A 19,182-nucleotide genomic window follows, 5' to 3' on the forward strand; every position below is an offset into this window, starting at 1 on the left:
AGTGGACATGTCTAAAAAGCGTTTATCCAAGCTTATATGCTACCCGGGTATGCACCATGGATGCTTAAGAAGGAGGGCCTGCCCCCGGGGCAGAGGTATGGCAGGAAGTTCATAATCTACGCGGACCTCGGCATTCCCGATGTTGATATTGAGAGGTACAGGCTCAGAGTCAACGGTCTGGTGGAGAGGGAGCTGGAGTTCACCTACGATGAGCTCAAGCAGAAGGCAACCATGGAGTACGTCAGGGACTTCCACTGCGTGACCAGGTGGAGCATAAAGGACGTGAGGTGGAAGGGAGTCCCGATGCTCGATATAATCAGGGAAGCTGGCGTGAAGGGAGAAGCGAAATGGGTAATGTTCCACTGCATAGACGGATACACCGCGCCTGTGCCCATGGAGTACGTAACTGACGGCCAGGCTATGGTCGCCCTTTACATGAATGGCGAGCCCCTGAGCCTTGAACAGGGCTTCCCGGCAAGGCCATTTATGCCCAACCTGTACGGCTGGAAGAGTGCAAAGTGGCTCAACGGGATAGAGTTCATAGCGGACTACGAAGACGGGTACTGGGAGGAGCGCGGCTACCACGAGGTGGGTGATGTGAACAGGGAGGAGAGGTTCAAGGACTTCAGCGCCAGCAGGCAGAAGAAGAGGCCGGTACTGTGAGCAGTGTGATGGCCTGGGGGAGATATAAGTTTTCCTTAGTAAATATTAATAACGTTTATTTATAACCAGGCCCTGAGATAGCAGGATGCTGGCCTTCGTCTACTTTATACCAGTCATAGGCATAGTCACAACCATCATAGTCTATCTGCTGATCGACAGGGGGGCCGGGGAATACATAGGGAACCTGACTGCAAGGGTGGAATACATAAACAACATAGCATACCTTGAGTTCATCAAAGACCTGCTGGAGTTTCTCAAGGAGGGTGAGATCGGCACCATCCTCGGCGCGCTGGAGAGTGAGGATGACCCGAAGAAGGCGGAGTCGACCATATTCGGGAAGTATGAGGAGATAATGAAGCAGGTGGCCCCGATAAGGAGGTCTCTGAACAAGATCGAGGAGACGAACAGCCAGCTCTCCAAGATAAAGACGGAGATCTCACTACTGCCTGTGCTTACCGTTATCTACGGGGGTGGGACATCCATAGTCATGGGCATAATCATATGGATAATGCGCGCCCAGAGCACCCATGTCGGCAACCTGATCCTCCAGTATTTCCTTGGGTCAACTGTTGTATTCGCAATATTCATAACAGTCATATGGGCAGACGCACTTAAAAATGAGAGGCACATTCAGTTCACGCTGGATATAGATAAGTGAATCAGAAGGGATTCCTCTTTGAACCGAATATGCCGTATTTTTCAAGCAGTTCCAGGACCTGCAGGCCCTTTGAGGTTGGCCTGTAGTAGGCGTGCCCTTCGGATTCCACGACTTCGACGAGGTTCTTCTCTATCAGGTCATCCAGTATATCCTTTGCTATCCTGTAGTTGAGATTCGCCTTGTATATGAGTCTGGTGATCTTGGCCCCATCTTGCTCTTCCTTCGCTATTCTCAGTATATCCATGATTATCTCGCTTCTGTCTCTATTCTTTTTAGTGGAAAGAGAGCGAGCCATGAAAAAGATAACTGCTGTATATAGATAATTTTTACCTACATACATAAGCGACAAATCCTGTCTGACAAATATAGGCAATCACCGGAAAACTTGCCAAAATGCAGGGTTTTTTACACATCCGTGGTGTGCACTGCTGTCTCTGCTGCCGTTACACCACTGGCACTGCGCTGGAACAGCCTGTGGATCAGTATTCAGTAATTATTTTTCATAATGTATTATCGGTAACTACGTATGACTTGAAACATTGGTCAGGATGAGGGTATCTGTTGCTTGCAGCCAGTTCCCTCCCACTAGGAGCGGGTACGCCAGGGTTGCCTACGAGACGGACATGGGCCTGGAGAGGCTCGGCTACGATGTTTCAGTTGTTACAGAGAACTCCGGGTGCCGGAGGATCTGGAACCTCCCATACCTGGATGGAGAAGGGAGGGAGATAATAAGGAAGAGCGACGTGGTGGTGGTCATAGGCCCCTCTCCGCCTTTCACGGAGCAGGTCTGCAGGTATGCCGCATCTCACGGGATACCTGTGATATACATCACCAACGCCTTCGTAGGCCTTGCCTCTTACCTCGACAATGTCCTCTTCAGGGCACTTGATGCCATTTACGAGAGGCTGTTCTACCGCAGGATGCTGGAGAGGTGCAGGATAGTCTTTGCCCAGACCTCCAGCTTCGCCAGGCACCTGGGCCTGAAGAGGACGGTTTACGTATGCCCTTTCGGCATAAGGTCACTGCCGAAGCCCCCTGCGATGAGGAGGGAGAAGAGAGCCCTGTTCGTCGGACAGTTCAGGGACTACAAGGGCATAAAGGTACTGCTGAGGGCTGCCAGGGAGATGAAGAGGTCGGGCACTGTGGTCCCCATAGACATAGCCGGCTCCGGCCCAAGGCTCGAGTGGATGCTAAAATATATAGCAAGGAACTCCCTTGACTTCGTAAGGGTGCACGTGTCGCCCGATGATGAGGAGCTGGCCGCCCTGTACGCCCTTGACTCAGTTTTCGTTCTCCCGAGCGTGAGCGCCGAGAGCTTCGGCTTCGTAGTCGTCGAATCGGCAAGCATGGGCATGAAGGTCGTGACCTCAGACCTGCCTGGCCTTGAAGAGGTGTGCAGGAAGGTTGGAGGTACGGTGGTGAGGAGGAGGGATCCGAAGGCACTGGCCTCCGCCATACTCAGGGCCGTTAACGACCACGTGCCCACTGTGGTTGACATTTCGGAGTTCTCATGGGAGAGGAACATCCAGGTGCTGAGCAACGCCATAACAGCGGTGGCCAGGGAGATGGGCAGGGAGGTGGAGAATGTACCAGTTTCAAACCCAGAGTGAGGGAGTGCACATAAAGCTCCAGAGGGGCAGATACACTCCCCTTATCGCCTCGGTCACCATATACGTGGCCCTGGCAGCACTCTCCTACGTCTTCGTCGGCGACCGCTCTCCCAGACCGCTCTCCCCACTGACAACGGTTGTGGACTGGGCCTCATGGTATTCGGTGATCGTTGCTTTCCCGATACTAACGGCCCTCTCGACCCTGCCTTTCGTGGGGAACCGGAGCGCATACATCATAGTGCCCGTGGCCCTGATAACCCCTACCTACCTTGTTCTGTACTCCTTCTTCCTCGTTTACGGGCTACCGCCCCTGGGTCTCCTCCTGTTCGTGATACCGCTGGCGGCACTGGTGCCCGCCTTCATAATACTCTCCGTTTACGCCGTGCCACTCATAATGGCACTCACAGCGTCCGCCAACGTTGAGAGGTCAGAGGTTGGAATGAGGAGGATGCCGTCCTGGTTCTACTTCACCATTATAGGGGTGGCAGTGGGCCTCACGATCATAGACATTGTATCGAGGTACCTGGCACTGGGGAAGGATCCAAGTTCCCTGATCTCGGTGGTATCTGATGTGGGCTGGGCCGCACAGGTCGGCGCCAGGGACCTGATCCACGGCATAAACCCATACGCTGCCAAGCTACCGCCCTGGGGAGGGCCAGCACCCCTGAGCTACGGGCCCATGGAGTTCGTCCTCCTGGCCCCGTTCGCACCCCTGTCCATAGATGCAGGGGCGCACGTTGCCTCCTTCTTCTACGCCTTCCTGACAGCGCTTGGCGTGTTCATGACTGTCAGGCTGTACAGGAAGGACCTTGCGCTCCCCGCGGTGGCCTTCTTCGTAGCACTGCCTGTCACATACTACGTCATAGAGGCCGCGTTCACCCAGCACATAATAGCAGCAGCACTGCTGGCCTGGACGGTGTACTTTTACCTCTCAGGGAGGACGAGGCTCTCGGGCCTCTTCATGGGCCTTGCTGGCCTGACAATAGGCATACCGTTTGCTCTGGTCATTCCCTTCTTCTTCGGTGCAGGGAAGAGCGAGAGGCTGCGGCTCCTAGAGGGCTATGTGCCTGTGGTGCTTGCCCTTGCGGGCGGAGTTTTCCTGATGTTCGGGAACCATGCACTCAGTTCCATAAACGCCTTCACGGGAGTGATAAACTTCTACGGCCTCTCGCAGTACCTGACGGCCTACGCGAACAGCATCCTGAAGTGGATCCCGACGGCAGCGATATTCGTGTGGTTCGTGGCTGCGTCCGTCAAGGTGAGGGCCAGGGAGGAGGCGGTGAAGGTGTCCGCCATATTCACGCTCCTCCTCCCGTTTGCCGTGGGCTACTTCTACCCGTTCTTCTTCATCTGGCAGGGCCTTCTCCTGATAATATATATGTTCATGAGGATGGAGGTAGGTGAACCTTGGAAATCAACATATTCAGCAGGAAGTCAATAAAGTCGCTCAAGACAAGGATCTTCACTCTCGCCTTCGGCTCAACCGGAAGGGCCGTGGCAACCTTCACAGTGATAGCGATAGTCGTGACCATGGGTATACTTGGGGGCTCAGGCAAGCTTCTCCAACCTGTGCCGTCAGCCGGCCCGTTCGTCGGTGATGCCACGTACCACGTCATGGTTACGCCAGCCGCCATACCTGTGGGCCACACTACGACGATAATAGCAAGCGTTGATGCATTCATAGCGAACACAGTCCTGGACGTGGAGGTCACCGTGGTAGGCCCACACGGCTCAGGCATCCTTGGAATCGAAAATACGACCATAAGTACTGATTCTCACGGTAACGGCTACGTGATGCTTGCCTACCCGGGTTCATTTAAGCCATCAGCATCCACTAATGCCGTTGGAACCTATTTGGTGTCCGCTACCTTCACATACGGCTACACGACAGCCTACGCGTATTCCCACTTCGTGGTCTTCAAGAACGCAGTATTCGCCGCCCCGCAGCTCTATATAACTCCAGGTTTTGGCCCGGTTGGCACCACCGTGGATGTCTACGGTTACCACTTCGCCCCTGACGCTAATATCACCCTATACTATGACGGTATCGCGGTCTCGAATGGTTCAGTCCCAAAGACAAACGCCACTGGCTTTTTCTCCCTCACGTTCACCGTGCCCACGTCCACGGGCCTCAACAAGGTAACAGCAGTCGACCAGTACAACAACACAGCCACCGCGTACTTCGAGGTCCAGCCATCCTCACAGCCAGGGCCGCTAGAGAGCACAGCCACACAGGCCCTTGTGATCAACGGTTCCGCCATAGCGAACTTCACTCAGACCATTGGAATGGAGGTACTGATCACAGGCTCGAACCTGAGCAATGGCACGAGCATAGGCATAATAGGCTCCATATACAGCGAGATGCCCCTAAACGTGGTCAAACCTAAGACAAGTGACAGCCTCTTCTACGACGTGAAGGTGCTCAACGTGTCTAGCGGCAACGCTACCGTTTCGATCACCGAGAGCTTCGTGAAGACGGAGCACATGAACACCATGGAGTACTGGAACGGGACGGCATGGGTCCAGGCCTCCTCAATCGTCGTGGTCAACGACACCATACAGGGAGTGATACCTGTAAAGGAACTCCAGAAGACACCCATAGTCATAGGGTACATAGCACCGCCGTCGCACCTTGTCGTCTACCTGGTCGTGGGCCTTGTTGTTGTGGCGGTTGCCATAATACTGCCACTCATAATACTGAGACGCAGGAGGCTGCCGCCACAGCCACCGCAGGAGGGTGAACAGAGGGAACAGGCAGGGAACCAGTGATACTGCCATGTAACTGACTACACACCTTAATTTTCCTGGGCCATCCCCTTGTTTTCCCTCCAACACAGGCCCAGAATTCAAAATACCCTACCTTTTGGAGAATGCAGTGGTGATCGGCCTGTACCCCCTGAAATCAGTTACCGGAGAACCGCTGACCCTCCCGCACGCCACCCATGGATTCGTAACAGACAGGCCCCACACCGGGATGGCTATACGCTTTCAACCTGCAGATGTGTGCCACTTGGCAAATTCAAGGTACCGAGGGAGGCGCGCTGGGAATGACACGCACCGGCACGGCCAACCACTGTTCTCCACAAGCACTGTGCCAGGGGCCGGTAAGTTTGTTACCCTTCACTTTGGCCGTATAACTTTTCTGAAACTTGTATACGTAATATTGTTTCATTATCATTTATTCCAGTCTTGCAATTTATAATGGCCTAAAAGGCAGGGGAGATGATGAATCGCAAAGGATGGCTAGCGTTGGCCATAGTGCTGGCGATGGCTCTGTCTGTCGCTGTTCCACTTGGCCTAGGGAGTACAAGTGCCGGGACAGATTCCGCCTTACACACACAGCAAGCAGCGAGTGTTGTTTCTCCTTCCGTGCAGGCGCCACCTTCTGTTGCAGCGAATTCTCTGCTCGCTAAACTGGAAAAGAGCGGCGTTAACCCCAAGTATGTCTACCTTCCGAACCTGAACCACGATGAAAAGATGGTCAACGGGGTCGTAACACCCCTCTACAAGGCCGCGCCTGCGCCCATGGGTATCGGTGACATAGGCGTCATGATGGAGAACGGCCACCTGGTGGCATACAATCTGACGACGCCCAGCATCGCCGGATCAGCCAGCTTCAGCTCTCTCTACACAGTGAACATGCCCAGCAGTTCCACAACCGGCCTCACAGTGCAGCTGAACGCTGTCATAAAGAACGTGACGCTGTTCAACGTCACAGGCTATTCCTACTGGACACAGAACGTGATATTCTACAACGCCAGGATACACGAGATGCAGTTTGTCCTGAACATATGGAACTTCTCCACCCCCACCTTCGCGTTCCCGCCGAACGGCATACTGAGTGGCAGGGGACAGGTCTACTCTGACGAGGTCTACATAACGATCGGGCCCACGATAACCATAGCCCCACCCTTCTCCGTGGAGCTGTACCTGAACTCAACAGTCATCGACAATGAGAGCACAGTGTTCTTCAACTACACCGTGACACACAACGGTGTGAGCATGTCCGGGTCCTACGATGAGGTCATGTTCAACTCAACCGGCGGCATGGGTGTGATGCCTCCAATGCCCACGCCTGCACCCTACTACCTCATATCCGGCAACACCATAACGCCAACAGGTTTCCTGCTCTACGACGCCGAGATCATGATAGGTGGCCCCGGTGGCGGTTCAACGACCACGGCATACCAGCTGAACGGCACAATGAACCTTTACTACATGAACACAACAACGATGTCCTACCAGAGCGTCCCGAGTGCCTATGACTTCGGGACCGACACGGGCGAGACCTCTGAGGGCGTGAACGTCTACTGGCACGGCACAACTGCCTACCTGGGCGTTGGGCCCTCGCTGCTCTACGGCATGTGGGGTCTCAACGACGCGAGCCTGCACACCTTCAGTGGGCAGATAACGCCGCCCAACACGTTCATGTTCGTGAACACAGGCAGCACGTTCAACGAGACGTCAGCGGCCTACGTCCCGCTCACTGTCAACGGAGACTACAGGTTCACAGTGCCGAGCACGGAGATAACAGGCCAGCTCCTCCTCTCAGACTACACCCCGGTGAACTTCACAGTACAGTCGATGACAACACAGTCAGTGCAGTTCAGTACACAGCTCACGATGAACATGTCCGCTGGCATATACACGCCACTCATAGCGATGACGAACTCACAGCTGAAGTACATATCGATATCCGGTAACGGCACGCTGAGCAACCCGTACGTGCTGTTCAACAACCCGATGTACATGGTGGGTACCACACCGTACACAGTCATCGACCCGATATTCGGAGAGAGCAATGACTACTTGTTCCCCGTGTTCCCGGGAGTGTTCCTATGGGGCACAACTGACTACGTCGACATGAACATGATGCCTGTAATGCTGCTGAACTACAGCCTGGTCAATGTACCCATAACTACGCAGATGAACTACCAGTTCTTCATGGCCTCAAACTTCACCCTCTACGACTCGATGGCCAACGGCCTGTTCCTCGACAGCTTCGTGCCCTTCAGCATATACGGCGAGAACGTCACGCACGCACTCTTTGATTCGAACTACATATACACGAGTGGAGTACTGTTCTACAACCCTGACCCGTACGCAAGCGGTGGCCTGTACCTGCTCAACTCCACCGACAACGTCATATGGCACAACGTGTTCCTGCCGTTCTCAGGCCTTGTGGGCCTCTGGCTGCTCTCCTCCGGCAACCTGATCTACAACAACGGCTTCCTGTCATACTTCACCGCAATTAACCCCGCACCCTACATGAACACCTGGAACGTGACGCTAGAGCCCGCATCGGCAGTGATGGTGTTCAACGGCTACACCCTCACCGGGAACATAGACGGGTATGGCCTCCAGGGAGGCAACTGGTGGTGGAACTACAACGGGACTGTGCCGTACAACGACAATGGCCTGATAGCAATAGGCGGTGACTACTACCCGACGAACGCGATGCTCGAACTCTCCACGCTGAACGCCTTCCCTGGCCAGCTGATCCAGTTCACAGAGTGGACGAACATATCCATGAACGCTCCGCAGGCGAGGTTCCTCAACGCCATAGTGCTGTTCAACGGCGTCCCGCTCACCACAGCCCTGGTCACGGTGCACGGCAACGAGGCCATGGGGTACATAACCATGCCTAACGACCAGCCAGGGACCACGTTCAACGTCTCCGTGATCCTCGAGTACGGGCCGCAGATGTACGCGCTTCCGACCTTCATACTGCACCTCACCCTCGTCCCAGGCAACGGAGCCCTCATAACGTCAATGAACGGCAGCGACTCGGTTGAGATCAGCACACTGCTCGGACAGGTCAACGCGACGCTGAGCGAGCTGAACGCCAGGATCATAGGCCTATCGGAGCAGGAAAACGGCACCTACGTGCTCCTCCAGACTGACTTCGGCATAATGAAGGCAGACTACACTGCGCTGCAGGCAAGGATATCTGGCATAGAGGGCAACATAGCCACCATACAGACTGCACTGGGCAACACCACAGCAACCCTGTCGCAGCTCTCGGCCAGCATACAGAGCATAAATGGCCAGGTGGTGACGCTGCAGACAGCCCTCGGGCAGGTGCAGACTGGCCTGGCTTCCCTGAACACCCAGATAACTGCAGTGAGCAACAATGAGGTGCTGATAAAGACGAGCATAGGCACCATGATGGGTCAGATATCGAGCATAAACGGGCAGCTCGCGGAGATCCACACGCAGTATGGAAACATAACTGCGGAGCTGAACCAGATCAGTGGCTACCACGCACCCGCTGGCTCCATAGTGCCTCTCGGCTACCTGGTGATAGGCCTGATAGCAGTGGTCGCTGTTGGTGTCGGTGCAAGCCTGGCTGTGAGGGTCAGGAAGAGGTGAGCAAACAGGGAACAGGCCAAGGATCTGTTGAGGGAAGAGAGTAAAATTATTACCTATTTCTTTTTCACACCCGTTTAATCTCTTTCAACATTTCATTTTCTGTGCACTCGATCTCAGTCGTAGTACCGGTGCTCAACGAAAGGGAGAACGTCTGCCCCCTCCTCAGGAGGATCGATTCGGTTGCGAAAGACGCCCCTGTGGTCGAGGTCATCTTCGTGGACGGCGGAAGCACAGACGGGACCATTGAGGAAATAGAGAGGCAGAGCGGGAGGCACCTGTTCTCCGTGCGTACCGTAATGCAGAGGGCCAGGCTCGGCCTGGTGCACGCAGAGCTCCTCGGGGCCAGGGAGGCAAGGGGCGAATATGTCACGATACTCGACGGTGACCTCCAGCACCCGCCTGAATACATAGTGGATATGTCAAGGTACCTTGGCGCATACGATGTGATAGTTGCCTCAAGGTACGTGAAGGGAGGTGGCGCGAGGAGGGACCCGGTAAGGGGCATAATAAGCCGCACAGCTGTGCTAATATGCCACACCATCCTGCCCGTGTCGAAGAGAATACGAGACCCGATATCCGGGTTCTTCACAGCAAGGAGGGAAATGTTCGCCGGCATAGACTTCATGCCCGGTTCATATGAAACCCTCCTGTACGTTCTGGCCTACAACCCACTGTGTACGGTTAAGGAAGTGCCGTACACATTCGTGGAGAGGGAGAGGGGCTCTTCGAAGATCGTGGGCAGGGGGCTGAGCTTCGTGAAGAACTACATGGGGCAGAACCTGTTCCTCAGGAAGGCAAGCAGGAGGATAGCGACCGCAGTCCGGCAGCCTGACATTGCCCTGAAGTAATCCTTTTCCAGACTGTGGCCGAAGCGAAAAGGTACGTTCCAAGCGGTTAAAGGTGAGGTACGTGGAAGCCATGCGTTGGATCGGTCTGCCTTGGACAAATCACAGCTGGTCGTGTATTCAGTCAGCGTGGCATACTCCACAGCCCTCGTCCTATTACTGTATCCCTACATAGCAGGTGCGGACCCATCGCAGCTCGCCTACATACAGGGGGTTGTCTCATACGGTTTCAGGGTGACCCCGCAGGACACCAGGCCCATAGACATAAGTTACCTCTTCTACCTTGCCCTGATACCCGTGTACTATGTGTGGCACTCGTACATCTTCATGCTCATCTTCCAGTTCATCTTCGTGACCATGGGGATAGTCCCCCTGAGCCTCCTTGCCTTCAGCCGGAACATGGGCACCAGGGAGGTGCTGGCCCTGGACCTCCTATACCTCACGACTATGACGGTCTTCACCTCAGACCTGACTGTGTTCAGCCTCAGCTACTTCTTCCCGACCCTGTTCCTGATATCCGTATACCTGAAGGGCCTCGGATACCCCAGGTCTTCCATGCTCTTCCTGGCCGCATCGATGACAACTGGCACCATTCCTCTCATCGTAACAGCCATGTACTCCTATTACACTTACATCTACCGGTTCTACAGGCGCCTCCCCAGGGACTACTACCTGGTGGCGGTGATGTTCGCACTCTTCCTCCTCATGCTGACAGCCATATACTACAACTTCAACCTCCACTACATATTCAACGGTGCCTTCGGGCACAGCGACATAAACGCCTCCATACTGTACGTCACCGGCGGTGAGTTCCTCTCGGTCGGTGTGGCACTCACCATACTGGCCTCTATGGTGCTCTCGCCAAGGGGAGCGGCCGTCCTGCTTGTCCCCATAGTCCTCTCCATAGTCTCACTGAGATCCGGTCTTTCCTATTACCTGTTCACGTCTGTACCAATCCTCCTCGGGCTCCTCTGCTCTGCAGCCCTCTCACTTGGCGGCAGGGGAAGGGAAGGGGCGGTGGCGGTACTTTCATAAGTGTTTTTTCATAAATGTTTTAGATTGATTCCAATATAGCCCAGCATGAAGAAAGCGCTCATCACCGGAGTGTCCGGCCAGGACGGCTATTTCCTGACACAGTTCCTGATGGACAGGGGTTATGAGGTCCACGGGACTGTGAGGAGGAACAGCAGGATGAGCCAGGGAACGCTTGAGAGGATGCCCAGGCAGTACAGGGAGAGGCTCCAGGTACACTACGGGGACATAACTGACGGAACCTTCCTCAGCCTTCTCATAAAGGAGAACCAGTACGATGAGATATACCACCTCGCGGCCCAGAGCTTCGTGGCGTACAGCTTCCAGAACCCAGCGTCCACATACGACATCAACATAGGTGGCACACTGAACGTCGTGAACGCGATAAGGGACTATTCGCCTTCCAGCAGGCTTTACTTCGCTGCCACTTCAGAGATGTTCGGCCAGCCAAAAACTACCCCGCAGAACGAGAACACCCCGCTCTATCCCAGGAGCCCCTACGCGATATCGAAGCTCGCAGGCTTCTGGACGGTGAGGGTGTACAGGGAGGCCTATTCCCTCTACATGTGCAACGGCATACTCTTCAACCACGAGAGCGAGGTCAGGGGCCCCGAATTCGTCACCATGAAGATAGCGAGGGCGGTGGCTAGGATAGCCAACGGTGACACAGAACCTCTCGTCCTGGGCAACCTGGATGCCAGGAAGGACTGGGGCTACGCGAAGGACTATGTGGAGGGCATGTGGATGATGCTCCAGAAGGAGAGGCCTGACGACTACGTGCTTGCCACGGGGGAGATACACACTGTCAGGGAGTTTGCCACTGAGGCCTTCGGTGTGGCCGGCATAGATGTGGAGTGGAGGGATTCCGGCCTGAACGAGGTGGGCATCGACAGGGACAGTGGGCAGGTGATAGTGCGGGTCAGCAGGGAGTTCTACAGGCCACTTGAATCCGACAATTACAGGGGGGACTATTCCAAGGCCCAGCAGTTGCTCGGCTGGAGGCCAAAGACAACCTTCAGGGAACTCGTAAGGATCATGGTGGAGAGCGAGATGAAGAGGTACGCGCAGGGAAAGGTCAGGGTAGACAGGGAAACCACGTGACTCTGGGGGCCGGAACCATGCCCTGAGGCCCGAGGTGTGCCACCGGCGATACTGGCACCTCAACCCCCCACCGGACATAGCCAACGCGCAGGGGCACCCCGGGGAGAATGGTCGGAAAATTTTTATATATAGACCCGCGATTAGCCGGGCACGTGGATTGGCGTCTCCACGGAAAATCGCCCTTTGAAGGGATGATGACGCCTACTGCATCGGTTATACCCACTACATTGCCCTGCTATTCCTGATAGCAGGAGGTGCCTCACTGGTCTTCGCCCCCATGTATGCGTACATCCCAGACAGTCCGAGAGCTCTGTCAGCCTTCAGCACAATCGAAAACCAGGCAGCGATACTTTCAGCCTTCGGCCTTTACCTGCTCAGCACGGACACGATCCTGAGGGCATTTGTCCTGACAGCCATTGTTCTCTTCTCGCTGGCCCATTCCCTGGGGAAGACAGGGCTCTTCCTCTCCCTGGGCTCAAATACAGGAGATGGAGAGGCAGCCAGTGAAGCTGACAGCCTGGCAACCCTTGGAGGGACACTGTCATTCCTGTCACCCTCAGGCCTCTTTCCCACACTGTGCGGCCTTGCAACATGGATGCTTCTTGAATCTTTCTTCATGGAGGCCTACGCCGGCGGCTATAAGGGGATTGTTGCAATGGTATCCGGGTCGGTCCTTGCCATATCGGAGGGTATGGCCACCGGTGCCATCTTCAAGGTACTCTCGTTCAGTGGAGTCTTCAGGAGGATCAGAGCAAGGCGACACGGCCTGGAGGGTGCCACCGTGCTGGCTACCGGCATACTCCTGGTCGTGCTCTTTGCCTTATCTACAGCATTCGTCCCGGAAACCTTCATCGGTGGCCTGCCACAGGTCCTTGTGGCGAGAGGCCTGATGATCGAGTCGAGTTCTCATCAGCTGACTTTGGCCTGCTGTCCCCAATTTACGTCCTCGCCCTGACTGTAGCATTCTCCTGCATTGCGGTTGTCTCGTTCCCCAGGACACGGGCCAGGGCCGTGGAGGTGTGGAACGGGGGCTCAGGGCCAACCGATGGGTTCTCTTCTTCGGCATTCGCCGGCAACGTCAGGCTCATGCTCAGGAGGATACTCAGGACGAGCGCAGAGCCCGGTGGCCCGTCCAGCAGCTTGGTTGACAGGCTTCTGACCATCATAGTATCATCGGTGAGGGCCTTCAGGAAGGCCTGCGGCTGGGTTTCATGGAACTTCATGAACAGTTCAATGGCCTACTACATAGCCTATGCGGCGGTCTCGTTCCTCCTGGTCATTGTGGTCGCCTCCCTGTTCTGAGAAAGCCGTGTTATGTCCTACCAGCAAGGTTAAAACGGGATTCCATAGCATTATCACTAAACAGGGAGGTTCACGAGAGACACCAGCGCTTGCGTGCGGTGTGGAAGAGGCTGTATGGCTACAATTTCCGGGCCCTGAGCGCCTCCCGCAGATCCTGTACCGGATATGGGCCCTGTGGAGGGATAATCGGCGGACCTGGTTAGTGGGTCACATTTTGATCATCACCCTGCTACCATGCCTGGAAGTCCGCCTCATGCAATGGCAGTGCCCAAGGGTTAAACCATTACCGGGCCCTCCCTCCTGAAAATGCCGTTGCGAAACATATCCATGTGTTCTATAACCCGCCTGTTGAATTCGTAACACCTTTCTATGTGGATCGCGTGGCCGGCACCCCTGAAGACCAGGAACCTCGATCCAGGTATCATTTCGAATAGCCTTCTGCCGCTGGATTGTGGGACCAGCCTGTCGCTGTCCCCGTGAAATACAGTTGTGGGCACGCTTATACTGCCTATCTTCTGAGACAGATCTGTCTGCATTGACATTAGCTGGTTCAGGTAAGCATGTTGCGGCATCCTGAGCTCATACCGTAGCCTGCCGAAGTTCTCATACACGTCCCTGTTTGACTCTATCCAGTGCTCGCTGAACGCTATATTGACCTGCGTGGAAAGGAATGTGCCGTAATCATCGTACATCTTCATCACGCCCTCAATGTACCGGGCATCGATGCTCTGGGATGTCTCAAGCCTTGGCATTGTGGATACAAGTACCAGAGAATCAACCAGGTCGGGATACCTTAATGCAAGGCTCTGGGCGATCATGCCACCCATGGAGAAACCGAGCACGCTGGCAGAGGCTATGCCCTCACTCTCAAGGACTGAACGAACATCATCAGCGAATGCCTCCATGGTGTATGGTGCTTCGGGCTTATCGGACCTTCCCACACCCCTGTTGTCTATGAGGACAAGCTTGTAGCGGTACGCCAGTTCGAGCTGAAAGTGCCAGGCAGTGAGGTCCCAGCTGAAGCCCTGTATCATGATCAGCGGTTCACCCTCACCTATGGATACGTAGTGTATCCTCGTCCCGTCAGAGGAGCGGCAGAACGGCATGGTACATAACATGCCTGTAGTCTATTAATACATTGCCGGTACGGTGGAAGACAGTTGGACTGGCCCTTTGCGTGGAGAGCCTTGGGAGCACCAGGTTCCTGCCAGTATCCTTGAAGACATAACCCTGCAGAGAAACAGTGTGTCAGACCAGGCTGGGTGTGAGAGCCACCGGAGGGATTTGAACCCCCGACCTGCTGATTACGAATCAGCTGCTCTACCTGCTAAGCTACGGTGGCATGGCAGGGATCCTCATCTCCCCTGAATCCACAGCCCTGTTGCCGTGGGATAGTTCAAGATTCACAAAAACATTTCTCTTCAGTAACATATACGATCCAAAGCGCACAGCAGACCGGGAATGCTGTGGAGGACATAGCCCTGATTCCGCGTCAACCATAACTGGATACCTGTGCATTTATGCCCCACCATGCTAGGTGGATCCGGAGACCTTAACTGATGCAAGGACACTAAATTCATCGATTAATTCTAGTGAATATTATTTATTACGTATTTTATTAAGATGCATATTAACATCTTCATTTATATACAAGGATGCAATTTTTCACTGGATGGATGGCATTTCCGAAGCGCAGACACTGAAGAGAGGAGCAGCCGGGTTCTACTCCCTCCTCGGCCAGTCGATAGCGATGATAGCCCCACTGGGTGCGGTCGCCGCAACGCTCACAGGAGCGGCCCAGTTTGCCAGGGGATCACTACCCCTCGCCTACATCATATCCATATTCGGCGTGCTCGTGTGGATCAACACACCTTACCAGTTCTCCTCAAAGATAAACGGTGCTGGCGGCTTTTACACCTTCAACGCGAGAGGGGTTGGGCCGAGGTACGGCCTGGTCATAGGCTACATGATGTGGTTCTCTTACTTCATGGTGATAACCAACTCCATCCTCTTCACCTCAGGGGTTTTCATTCCAGGGACGATAGCGTACTTCCTTCACATAAACATCGGGACATACACATGGATCCCGATAATGACGGCGTTCATTGCAATACTCACTGTGATAGCCTACCTGGGAATAAAGCCGTCCCTGGCTTACAGCTTCACGGCCTCAGCCATAGAGATAGCACTGCTCATAGTGACATCGGTGGTGATAATAGTGGAGCTAGGCCCAAGGAACTCGGTTGCGCCTTTCACCCCCGCCCCTGCAGGAGGTTTCGCCCCCGTGGCAGTAGGCATGGTCCTTGCCATATTCTCCATGTCTGGCTCATCCGCCGTTGTCACGCTAGGGGAAGAGGCACAGCAGCCCAGGAGGAACATAAGGAGGGCCCTCCTCATAAGCTTCCTCATAACAGGCGTTGTGTTCGTCCTCACGTCCTACGCACTGACCGTGGGGTGGGGCATATCGAAGATGTCAAAGTTCTACCAGTCCAGCGTGCCTGGCCTCATCGTCGCTGACAGGTTCCTTGGCCTGCCCTTCACTGTTGTCCTCTTCGCCTTCATCGTGAACAGCCTCTTTGCGGGCTCCCTGGCCCCACTCAACACAAGCTCGAGGATGCTCTTCTCCATGAGCAGGGATGGCCTTGGGCCCTCGGTGTTCGCCAGGGTCCACCCGGTACACAAGACACCCTACGTCTCCATAATAACACTGGCAGCGGTGGGCTACATTGTATCCCTTGTCACTGGCCTCATCATGGGGCCCAGCAACGGCTTCCTATACCTGATCAGTGCATCTTCCGTTGCACTGTTCATAGGCCACATACTGAGCAACGTTGGCCTCGGTATCACGTTCAGGAAGGCAGGAGAGATGAGCCTGGCCAAGCATGTCATACTGCCAGCCATAGCCACAGCCATCCTGCTCGTCGCCATGTTCTACAGCCTCTATCCTCCCGTGTTCCCTGTGGACTATTCGATAATAACTGCGGTCGTCTTCATAGCCATATCGACTGTGGCAATAGCCATATATGCCAGGAACCACCAGGACAGGATCAGGAGGGCCGGACTCACGGACGTGCTTGTCCAGGAACAGATTTACGGGGAGAAGTGAGCGCGGGCCATGGCCCTTGACCCCACCTGACATTGGATGCTGACAGGTTGTTGCCATGGCCATTCGGCAGGATGCACAGGCAGGTGGCTGCAGGCCATGCACCACCCTTGCAGCCCGGCCGTGATCCTCCCTGCCCCGCAGTGTAAAGCTGGGAGGCAGGGAAGCCCCGTGGCACCGGCCCCGGAAGACTATTATGTGGCGTGACAATGACACTCCGTGGAGTACGTAAAGTTTGACAGCCTGCGGGTCACCAGGCCACTCGGCATAATCACAATCCTCTCCTCAATGGGCGTCCTCATGGACGGTTATGCCCTGTCCATATTTTCCACAGCATACATATACTTGAAGCACACCATACTCTCGGCAGCCATACTGGTCTCCCTGGGCTCGTCCGCCATATACATCGGCATGCTCCTGGGCAGCCTTGTCTTCGGGAACCTGTCGGACAGGTACGGAAGGAAGACCATCTACACCTACGACCTGGCACTCACTGCGGTCTTCCTGCTCCTCACAGGGCTATCGCATAACTTCTATGAGTTCTTCGCGTTCCAGGCACTTGCCGGCGTGGGTATAGGCGCAGACTACCCCATAAGCTCCTCCATACAGGCAGAGTTCTCGCCACTGAGATCCAGGGGCAGGTTCCTTGTCTTCAACATATTCTCATGGACCATAGGCTCCATCATATTCTATGCCATCTCGATACCGATAGTGCTGTTCACGGGCAGCCTGGCGTGGCGGGTGATGTACTTCACCGGTGCCGTGATACCTGTCCTGGTGATCCTGAGCCGCAGGGGCATACCTGAGAGCCCTTACTGGCTCGAGGGGGCGGGCGAGGAGGAAAAGGCGAGGGAGGTCGTCAGGGACTTTGGCAAGTACGCGGGCGTGGAGAACGTGAAGCCGCCAGAGGTGGACAGGAACATCGGTGTCGGTTCCCTCAGGAACATGACGCTCCTCGTGCTCTTCACATCACTGGCATGGTTCTGTTACGATGTATCGAGCTACGGGGTCTGGAACTACACGCCTTCAATATTCATATCATCAAGCGGCACTTATGTTTCGAGCATCGTGGGCACACTCCTTGAAGAGATTCCGGTCATCGCCGGCACCCTGGTGTGCCTTGCGCTCATCGAGAGGGTGGGAAGGAGGAGGCTCGAGTACACAGGCTTCCTCCTCGCTGGGGTCTCCCTCCTCGCCTTTGCACTCACGAGCCTGAGGACGGGCATACCATTCCTGGCCACGTTCTTTGCGTTCGCCCTCATGCACCTGTTCCACAACATTGGGCCCACGAACATAACGTACCTATACCCTGCGGAGTTATTCCCTACCAGGTCCAGGGGCACAGGCATGGGCCTGGCAACCTCGGCCTCAAGGGTCGGGGCAATACTCGGAGTCTTTGCCTTTCCCCTCCTGACATCTTCCCTCAACATCTCCTATGGCCTCCTCTTCTTCGCGGTCTTTGAGTTCATAGGCTTCGGGGTAACGTTCGCCCTGGCCCCGGAGACCAGGGGGAGGCCCCTGGCCTGACGGAGGTTAAAACGGATCTCCGAAAGAATTTATTTAACAACGTGGTATGGGACTCACATGGCAATGACAACAGTACAGAAGCTGGTGATGGTGCTGGTTGGCATCATCCTGGTAATAGTTGGCGCTTACATAGGTTGGGTTGATTTCTTCGTTCCGGTGGGCCACCTGGTGGCTGGAAGGGTAGACTACCTAATAGTCTTCTTCGTCCTTGTACTCATAGGCATAATACTCCTGGCAGTGGTCGGGGGCACGTTCAGGAGGAGGGAACAGAAACAGAATTGAAAATTCTCCTTTTCAGACCAGCCTCGGTATCACCTTCTCAATCACGTACTGCATTGTCTTCGTCTCATGTTCGTACATCTTCTTCCATGCTCCCTCCGAGTCCCTCTCCTTCAGGCTCTGGAATATCTCCGTGTGTTCCTTCAGCTCGTCGTTCATCCTGTCAAGGCTTGTGAACAGGCTCACCCTAACGACCCTCAGCTTGAGCCTTATGTCGTTGGCATACTTCTCCACGTACCTGTTGCCACTGCCGGCGGCGATGGTGGAGTGGAATCTGCTGGATACATCTGCAAGCACGTATGGCTCAGGGTTCTTGCTCTCGTTGAGCTTCCTCAGTTCATCAAGAACCGCAGCCAGGGCCCTGAGGTTGTCCTCCGTGGCGTTCTTGGCAAATAGCCTGGCAGCCTCCGCCTCCAGTATTACCCTTACCTGGTACATCTCCTTGATCTCCTCTGCGGACAGGAAGAGCACGGAGAATGAACGGCCGGTCCTGAACAGGAGGCCCTCGGTCTCCAGTGCGATCAGGGCCTCCCTGATCGGGGTCCTGCTCATTCCGAGCAGCTTTATCAGCTGCGTCTCCGTCAGGGTCTGGCCCATGTGGATTTCCCCGTACACTATCTTGTTGATCAGGGACCTGTAGGCAACCTCAGAGAGGTTGTCCTTCTCACGCTGGGATTGTGCGTCCATATG

General features: G+C 55.0%; 17 protein-coding genes and 1 tRNA gene. 14 read left to right on the plus strand and 4 right to left on the minus strand.

Annotated features, from left to right (window positions below):
* Positions 1-60 precede the first annotated feature (60 nt).
* Together IEW66_RS00465 and IEW66_RS00470 are read left to right on the plus strand one after the other, a co-directional pair.
* On the plus strand, positions 61-663 hold the full coding sequence (locus IEW66_RS00465) for a sulfite oxidase-like oxidoreductase (RefSeq protein WP_188679373.1): 603 nt from the start codon (positions 61-63) through the stop codon (positions 661-663).
* Between the two features lie 85 nt (positions 664-748).
* Complete coding sequence (locus IEW66_RS00470; RefSeq protein WP_188679375.1) at positions 749-1,321, plus strand: hypothetical protein; 573 nt, start codon at positions 749-751, stop codon at positions 1,319-1,321.
* Between the two features lies 1 nt (position 1,322).
* On the opposite strand, the gene IEW66_RS00475 is transcribed toward IEW66_RS00470, so the two are convergent.
* The gene (locus IEW66_RS00475) at positions 1,323-1,616 is read right to left on the minus strand and encodes a DUF4364 family protein (protein ID WP_188679377.1); all 294 of its coding nucleotides are present in this window, start codon (positions 1,614-1,616) and stop codon (positions 1,323-1,325) included.
* Between the two features lie 253 nt (positions 1,617-1,869).
* Between IEW66_RS00475 and IEW66_RS00480 the strand changes: the two genes are divergently transcribed.
* From IEW66_RS00480 to IEW66_RS00520, 9 genes are all read left to right on the plus strand, one after another.
* Positions 1,870-2,931 carry a glycosyltransferase family 4 protein gene (locus tag IEW66_RS00480; protein WP_229657516.1) on the plus strand — a complete coding sequence of 354 codons (1,062 nt, stop codon included), beginning with the start codon at positions 1,870-1,872 and terminating at the stop codon, positions 2,929-2,931.
* Complete coding sequence (locus tag IEW66_RS00485; RefSeq protein WP_188679382.1) at positions 2,906-4,372, plus strand: hypothetical protein; 1,467 nt, start codon at positions 2,906-2,908, stop codon at positions 4,370-4,372. Before IEW66_RS00480 ends, IEW66_RS00485 begins: the two co-directional genes overlap by 26 nt.
* The gene (locus IEW66_RS00490; protein WP_188679384.1) at positions 4,339-5,700 is read left to right on the plus strand and encodes a hypothetical protein; all 1,362 of its coding nucleotides are present in this window, start codon (positions 4,339-4,341) and stop codon (positions 5,698-5,700) included. The genes IEW66_RS00485 and IEW66_RS00490 overlap by 34 nt, the downstream gene beginning before the upstream one ends.
* 600 nt (positions 5,701-6,300) lie before the next feature.
* Positions 6,301-9,303: a thermopsin family protease gene (locus IEW66_RS00495; protein ID WP_188679385.1), complete on the plus strand. Its 3,003-nt coding sequence runs from the start codon at positions 6,301-6,303 to the stop codon at positions 9,301-9,303.
* A 101-nt stretch (positions 9,304-9,404) separates the two neighbouring features.
* Positions 9,405-10,151: a glycosyltransferase gene (locus IEW66_RS00500; protein WP_188679387.1), complete on the plus strand. Its 747-nt coding sequence runs from the start codon at positions 9,405-9,407 to the stop codon at positions 10,149-10,151.
* A 90-nt stretch (positions 10,152-10,241) separates the two neighbouring features.
* Entirely contained in the window at positions 10,242-11,183 is a 942-nt protein-coding gene (locus tag IEW66_RS00505) for a hypothetical protein (RefSeq protein ID WP_188679389.1), read from the plus strand.
* Positions 11,184-11,228: 45 nt separating this feature from the next.
* On the plus strand, positions 11,229-12,281 hold the full coding sequence (gene gmd / locus IEW66_RS00510; RefSeq protein WP_188679391.1) for a GDP-mannose 4,6-dehydratase: 1,053 nt from the start codon (positions 11,229-11,231) through the stop codon (positions 12,279-12,281).
* Positions 12,282-12,558: 277 nt separating this feature from the next.
* Positions 12,559-13,236 carry a hypothetical protein gene (locus IEW66_RS00515; RefSeq protein ID WP_188679393.1) on the plus strand — a complete coding sequence of 226 codons (678 nt, stop codon included), beginning with the start codon at positions 12,559-12,561 and terminating at the stop codon, positions 13,234-13,236.
* Between the two features lie 56 nt (positions 13,237-13,292).
* Positions 13,293-13,583 carry a hypothetical protein gene (locus tag IEW66_RS00520; RefSeq protein ID WP_188679395.1) on the plus strand — a complete coding sequence of 97 codons (291 nt, stop codon included), beginning with the start codon at positions 13,293-13,295 and terminating at the stop codon, positions 13,581-13,583.
* 275 nt (positions 13,584-13,858) lie between these two features.
* On the opposite strand, the gene IEW66_RS00525 is transcribed toward IEW66_RS00520, so the two are convergent.
* Positions 13,859-14,689, minus strand: a complete 831-nt coding sequence (locus IEW66_RS00525) for an alpha/beta fold hydrolase (protein WP_188679397.1) — start codon at positions 14,687-14,689, stop codon at positions 13,859-13,861.
* Between the two features lie 163 nt (positions 14,690-14,852).
* Positions 14,853-14,925, minus strand: a tRNA-Thr gene (locus tag IEW66_RS00530).
* A gap of 330 nt (positions 14,926-15,255) precedes the next feature.
* On the opposite strand from IEW66_RS00530, the gene IEW66_RS00535 reads away from it, so the two are divergent.
* The 3 genes from IEW66_RS00535 (at position 15,256) to IEW66_RS00545 (ending at position 18,495) form a co-directional block, all read left to right on the plus strand.
* Positions 15,256-16,689 carry an APC family permease gene (locus IEW66_RS00535; protein ID WP_188679398.1) on the plus strand — a complete coding sequence of 478 codons (1,434 nt, stop codon included), beginning with the start codon at positions 15,256-15,258 and terminating at the stop codon, positions 16,687-16,689.
* A gap of 216 nt (positions 16,690-16,905) precedes the next feature.
* The gene (locus tag IEW66_RS00540) at positions 16,906-18,213 is read left to right on the plus strand and encodes an MFS transporter (protein ID WP_229657397.1); all 1,308 of its coding nucleotides are present in this window, start codon (positions 16,906-16,908) and stop codon (positions 18,211-18,213) included.
* Between the two features lie 57 nt (positions 18,214-18,270).
* The gene (locus tag IEW66_RS00545) at positions 18,271-18,495 is read left to right on the plus strand and encodes a hypothetical protein (protein ID WP_188679401.1); all 225 of its coding nucleotides are present in this window, start codon (positions 18,271-18,273) and stop codon (positions 18,493-18,495) included.
* A gap of 12 nt (positions 18,496-18,507) precedes the next feature.
* Here IEW66_RS00545 and IEW66_RS00550 read toward each other — a convergent pair whose 3' ends face one another.
* Positions 18,508-19,179, minus strand: coding sequence for a GntR family transcriptional regulator (locus tag IEW66_RS00550; RefSeq protein WP_188679404.1), 672 nt, complete (start codon positions 19,177-19,179; stop codon positions 18,508-18,510).
* Between the last annotated feature and the right edge of the window lie 3 nt (positions 19,180-19,182).

This window comes from Thermogymnomonas acidicola, assembly GCF_014646795.1.
Classification (GTDB): domain Archaea; phylum Thermoplasmatota; class Thermoplasmata; order Thermoplasmatales; family Thermoplasmataceae; genus Thermogymnomonas; species Thermogymnomonas acidicola.